General features: G+C 33.2%; 9 protein-coding genes. 8 read left to right on the top strand and 1 reads right to left on the bottom strand.

Annotation, left to right across the window (positions count from 1 at the left end):
- Positions 1-162: transposase (locus L693_RS32550; protein ID WP_025721597.1), on the bottom strand; the 162-nt coding region annotated here is incomplete at its 3' end.
- Positions 163-259: 97 nt separating this feature from the next.
- On the opposite strand from L693_RS32550, the gene L693_RS30865 reads away from it, so the two are divergent.
- From L693_RS30865 to L693_RS0127050, 8 genes are all read left to right on the top strand, one after another.
- The gene (locus L693_RS30865; protein ID WP_197030082.1) at positions 260-436 is read left to right on the top strand and encodes a hypothetical protein; all 177 of its coding nucleotides are present in this window, start codon (positions 260-262) and stop codon (positions 434-436) included.
- Positions 437-654: 218 nt separating this feature from the next.
- Positions 655-1,092, top strand: coding sequence for a hypothetical protein (locus L693_RS0127085; RefSeq protein ID WP_025721595.1), 438 nt, complete (start codon positions 655-657; stop codon positions 1,090-1,092).
- Between the two features lie 235 nt (positions 1,093-1,327).
- The gene (locus tag L693_RS0127080; RefSeq protein WP_231503780.1) at positions 1,328-1,828 is read left to right on the top strand and encodes a hypothetical protein; all 501 of its coding nucleotides are present in this window, start codon (positions 1,328-1,330) and stop codon (positions 1,826-1,828) included.
- A 29-nt stretch (positions 1,829-1,857) separates the two neighbouring features.
- Positions 1,858-2,469: a hypothetical protein gene (locus L693_RS0127075; protein WP_231503779.1), complete on the top strand. Its 612-nt coding sequence runs from the start codon at positions 1,858-1,860 to the stop codon at positions 2,467-2,469.
- 81 nt (positions 2,470-2,550) lie between these two features.
- Positions 2,551-3,015 carry a hypothetical protein gene (locus L693_RS0127070; protein WP_025721592.1) on the top strand — a complete coding sequence of 155 codons (465 nt, stop codon included), beginning with the start codon at positions 2,551-2,553 and terminating at the stop codon, positions 3,013-3,015.
- A gap of 206 nt (positions 3,016-3,221) precedes the next feature.
- Positions 3,222-3,776, top strand: coding sequence for a hypothetical protein (locus tag L693_RS0127065; RefSeq protein ID WP_025721590.1), 555 nt, complete (start codon positions 3,222-3,224; stop codon positions 3,774-3,776).
- A gap of 221 nt (positions 3,777-3,997) precedes the next feature.
- Positions 3,998-4,705, top strand: a complete 708-nt coding sequence (locus L693_RS0127060; protein WP_025721589.1) for a class I SAM-dependent methyltransferase — start codon at positions 3,998-4,000, stop codon at positions 4,703-4,705.
- Between the two features lie 578 nt (positions 4,706-5,283).
- Positions 5,284-5,699: DinB family protein (locus tag L693_RS0127050; protein ID WP_025721585.1), on the top strand; the 416-nt coding region annotated here is incomplete at its 3' end.

Raw genomic sequence — 5,699 nt, 5'->3', positions numbered from 1 at the left:
GAAGGAACCCGTCGCCTGAGCTTGTTTGATCCAGCGGTCTAAAGCGGAGGCTGTGAGGCCGTATTCCTCCACAAGGTTTGCTCTGGATTTCCCATTTTCATAGAGCTGCACCATTTGCTTTTTAAATTCTGAGGTGAAGGTACGTCGTTGTTGTTTTGACATTGTAGAGATCCGCTCCTTAGAATGTTAGGTTTATTCTACAAGCCCTTATTTTTTCTGTCCAACTTAGTGTAGCCGATCCAGTGAACGATGGAGTTTGGTGGCAACCCCTCAAAAATTAGTAAATCACTTTGAAAAAGAAATGGAAATACCAGGGTTTAATATTAAACATCTAATTATAACGAAAACAATGGACCACGATGATATTGAAAAAATATTAAAATATTTAGAGGCCAATGATGAATTAATAGAAGCAAGCAGAGCGTTGGAATGTTGATTTGGAGAGAGCAGAGGAACCGCATAGCATCATATTCAAGCTGCTTCTCATTCGGAATCTTGGCCTGCGAGTTGGATATTGAAGAGGAAGTTTAGCTATTTGAGCACATTATTAGGAGGGAGAAACATGATAGATCCTCAAGAAATTTTACCAATTATCAGAAGATTTGAAGAGAATAAATTAACTTATACACTTGGTGGAAGTGGATTGTTATATTTTTGAACTTAACAGATGTAGTGAATGATTGGGATATCATGGTTGAATGTCCAAAAGACATATTGCTTAAAGCTATAGATGGATATGATTGGATAGAATTGAATAGTGGAGATTACCCTTTTGCAAGTAAATACAGAATACAAATTACTTCATTAAAAATAGATATAATGGGGGGATTTGCTTTTTACACTGAAGGAGAAGTAGTTCAACTGCCTACATTGTGCATTCCACATAGAGAATGGGATGGAATAAAGATATCAAGTCCTGAAATCTGGTATGTAGCCTATTATTTAATGAGCAGAGAAGAGAAATCGAATTTAATTTTAGGTTACTTACAAACACATAAAGAAATTGTAGATAAAGATTTGATAAGAGATTTATTGAAGCATAATGGTTTGAATTATAAAATTAGGGAAGAACTTGGTAAGTTAATTCGATGACAGCGCCAACAACATTTAACATAATACTCAAGCTAAAATTGCATTGGAGCCAAGGTCTGCGGGATGAATTACGAAGGGGGAATTTCAGTAGACAGCCTATGGGAGATGAAATACAAGAACGTTATAGGAAAGTGATGCAAACTATAAAAAGAGGGTGTTAAAGCTGTTTGGTTTATTTAAGAAAAAAACAATATTTGAAGATCAACTAAACCAGCTTTCTGAAGTGGGCATCTTCATGAGAGCAGAGTTAAAGAAAGAGTTACTTTTAGAAGAAATTTCAAGAAGTGAATATGAAGAAGATCCCTACAACTTGCTACTACTTACTTTAGGTGGAGAAGTTGAAGTGAATGGTGAATTTATAAATGTATCTGATGAAATTTGGTATTTGGATGCTGAATGTATTGAGGACCATGGAGACTATGCAAGAGTAATAATGCGATTAGAAAGTATGACAAAACTTAATTTAAACAAGATAACGGATTACGTAGATATTCAGAATAATACTGCATGGGTCTCTTTTGAGTATAAGAATGAACTTATAAGATGGGAAATGAAAGTATATGATGATTGGTTGGATATGGAGATATTCAAGAAATTTAATGAGTTAATAAAGACTAAGCAATCCATGAAATTGTATATTTCAATTTTAGATCAAGGCTGCCTAGTGGGCTATTTTAATAAAAAACAAGTAATCGAATTAAATAAATTAACAAAATATAAATTTGAAGAGTATTAGTGAAATATGACTATAAAGGAGCCAAAACAATGAGTGAATTGACTTCAGGAAGCTTATCACTATTGAAATATAAAGAGGCAATTCTTGAGCATGATCCTATATACGCGGAGAATTTAAATGACAAATGGTTTGTTTTTGTAACCAAAGATACAGAAGAAAGTGAAGAAATTCCGGAAAGTCTATTTCAAATTTCAGAAAAAATCCCAGTGTTATATTTTTATAATTTTGAAGATCACTGTTGGGGATACCGTGTGCTTTACAATTCACAGGAGATAGCAAGTCTTCATATATCATATGTGTTATTAGATACTTCAATTATTAAGCTTGCAGAAGAAAGATATCCAGAGGAAGATCACATTGAATTTTTATATGTCGATCCTAGAGGGGACAAAATCAGGATTGAATTAATTGAAGAAGTTCTGAGATCTAATGAATACAATGAAAAAATAGCAAAACAGTTTACAAATTGCAATCTAAAAACATTTAGATTTTTTGAACTGGATAATGAACAAATAAAACAATTAGACGGTATTTTGAATAATAATTACTATACACAATTAGAATCTGAGCATCAGTTAGTAGAAGAGTTTAAAGATTTATTAAACATTGAGGAGATGAGTTGGATACGAGCGATAGAATGAATGAAAATTAGAAGCTAATAGATAGTGAAGGCTCGTAGATACAAGAACGTTAGGTGAAATGAGGAATGTTAGGAGACTTGCATGAATTACGATGAAGTAATGAATGAAGTATTCTTTAATGATGGAAGTCTAAGGGATATTTATGTATTGAATACAGATATTCAAGTATGGGCTTTAATTTTTGATTATCTGGAGAATGTTGGGATTAATTATCGAGTGACTATAGATGGACTAATAACAAGAATTAGGGATATTGCTGAATTGTTAAAAATTAAAAAAGAAGCAAGTATTGGGATAACTATTGAATATAGTGAAATTGATATCTGTGAGCATTTTTATGAAGGAAGCGTTATTGAATTTGATATTTCACCAATACAGATAGACTCAGAGAAAAAAGTAGATTTACTCATGAACTTCCTAAAAAACCTAAGTCGAAAACTAAACAAAACGATAATTATTACCCCAGAAATGACTATGGAAGAGGTGCTAGTTCGAGTAGATCTGAAATACGGCAAAATAAGAAGAAGGTTTGGGACAAGAACCTAGTGATGTTTCAGAAGTTCTTAATAATTTGTTGTCTAGAGGATTAAACGAAACGGAAGCTCAAAAACAATATGAAGCAGAAGCAACCTTTTCTAAAGAATTCAGTGATGAATCCTGATTAGTATATGCACCTAATATGAAGATTTCTTTTGGTATAGTACAGAGATTTTAAAAGTAGGATGTATTTAAAAAACATAGTGGGAGGTTATATGGGAACGGATATTTGGTTTTTTGTAGAGAAAAGACACTTTAGAGATGAATATGAACAAATTGATGGTACATGGAGAAAAATTAAAAAGAGTAAGGCAGAATTAAATGATACTGCTACTTGGGTAAGTGCTGATAAGTGGAATGTTAACCCTGATTACTATCTGTATCCTGAAGACAAGACTGCTAAATTGAAACCAAGTGATCCTTATGAATTTTATAGTGGGGATAGAAACTATGATTTATTTAGTATTCTATCGAATACTAGGAACGATCATAATCTAAAGTTTATATCTTTGCCAAGAGGTCTTCCTGTGGATATTTCCCCTGAATTGAATGAAATTGCATCCGATAATAAAAATGATTTTTATGACCACAGTTGGCTATTATTGAAGGATTTGATTAATTTTAAATGGGATGAAAATTATTATTGTGATCAATTTATGGAATATAGAAATATTATGGATACATGTTCGGGGTTTATCAATGAAACAATTCCAAAATTATCGAAATTAGGGGATGCCGAAGATGTAAGAGTGATTTTCTGGTTTGGTTAGTACAGAACATTCATTTTATTTAGCTGGTTAATTGCGGATATTAGAATGCTAGACTCAAAAAAGATGTGGACTTCTTATATCATAATATTTGATCTGCGGCTCCTTATGGAGCTAAGTCTCCAAGATTGGATTTCGGCGAGGGATTTTCAGCAGACAACCCTTTGGGTTCGTGTGAATACAGAGACGGTAGGTAAAACATGTAGAAAGCTCGGGGTGAGAATTTGGATAAGCTAGAGAATATAAGATTAGAAGAGAAGATGTATCATGAATTCTGTTATGATAATTACAATTTGTTTGAGTCCGGTTCTTGGTTACATAGACCGGTACAAACGGTATTGGACCTTCTAGCTGAATATAAAGATTACGCTAATCTATCGGTGCTTGATTTAGGAGCTGGAATTGGTAGAAATAGTATTCCTATAGCTGAATCCATGAAGATTAGAAAAGGAAAAATAGTTTGCGTGGATTTATTAAAGTCTGCTATTGATAAATTGGAGGATTATAGTAGGGAGTATGGTGTCGAACAATTTATTGAAACAAAATTATCTGATATTGAAAACTTCAATATTAAACAAGATGAGTATGACATTATAATAGCTGTATCTGCTTTGGAGCATGTAAGATCGGAAAGGGAAATGGAATTAAAGATTGAGGAGATGACTATCGGAACAAAAATAAATGGAACCAACTGCATTGTTGTTGGAACGAATATAAAAGAGACGAGAATGAAGGATGCACAACAATTAGAGCCAATGTTTGAAGTAAATATCTCGACTGAAAGTATGATGGAATTATTAAAGCATCAGTACATTGGATGGGAAGTTAAAAAACGATTAGTAAAGCAACTGGAATATGAAATTGAAAGAAATAAACAACTCGTGAAATTATCAATGGATTGTATAACCTTTGTTGCTAAGAAATTAGTGTAAGTCAGTACGATGAAGTCTGTAAGGTGTCATCTAATATAAATTTAACACATCAGGCTAACGACCTTAGTCTGATAGAGGAATTTCAGGGAATGGATTTAGCCAGAAACATCCGACTAGCGGCAGACCTCGCGAACACAGAAACATTATAGCAAATCAGTGCGAATCATTGTAGTCCCAATACAATCAATGGAAAGTCAACATGCACTCTAAAAGAGAATTCCACGTTTAGTCTGTCTATAGAATGTAAAGACATTATCCTTCGAGAATATCTTTTAGAAGATTTAGATGAAATACATGAACTCACAAGGCAATCGGAGATTTATGAATTTTTACCAGGCCGGAATGTTAAGAAGTAAGACTCACTGGTTGAAAAATTATGAGATACCTGAAAATAATCAATTTTTAAGACGTGTCGAAGAGGGAGTGAGAGTTGAGGATCTTAGATTGAAGCTAGGAATTGTGCTTAAAGAATCGGGAGAATTCATAAAAAAGATTTTTAGCAGACTGCCCCTTTGGGGTTTATGAATACAAATATGTTATTTTAACTAACTTAAATTTGAAAAGAGGAGTCTGAAACCATGAATGAAAAGTCGCGATTACTAGAGGAGTTCAAGGAATGGATATGTTTTGTTTCTGAGATTCGTGAAATGGATTGGCAAATAAAGATTGCTGAAGGTAAATGGTCAGTTCACGATATCGTAAGTCATATATTGCTGTGGGATAAATATTTTTTTGAAGCAGCCATAAATCCGATATTAAACAATATGCCTTTGACATTAACACAGCTTGATTTTGAAAAATTTAATCAGGATGCTGTTGAATTTGGAAAAACAAAAACGAAGGAAGAATTAATTGAAATGACTATTCAGTACCGTAACATGATATTGCAGAGTATAGAGAGTTTGGAAGATGATAAGCTTACTAAAGAATATGCTGACGAGGAGTTTACTGTAATATCATATCTCTTTAGCCCCTTAGTGAACTTGGACACTAA

It is taken from the genome of Paenibacillus sp. 1-18 (assembly GCF_000520755.1).
GTDB lineage: Bacteria > Bacillota > Bacilli > Paenibacillales > Paenibacillaceae > Paenibacillus > Paenibacillus brasilensis.
Note: the sequence above shows the minus strand (reverse complement) of the source record. Positions and strands in the feature narration are given on the sequence as shown.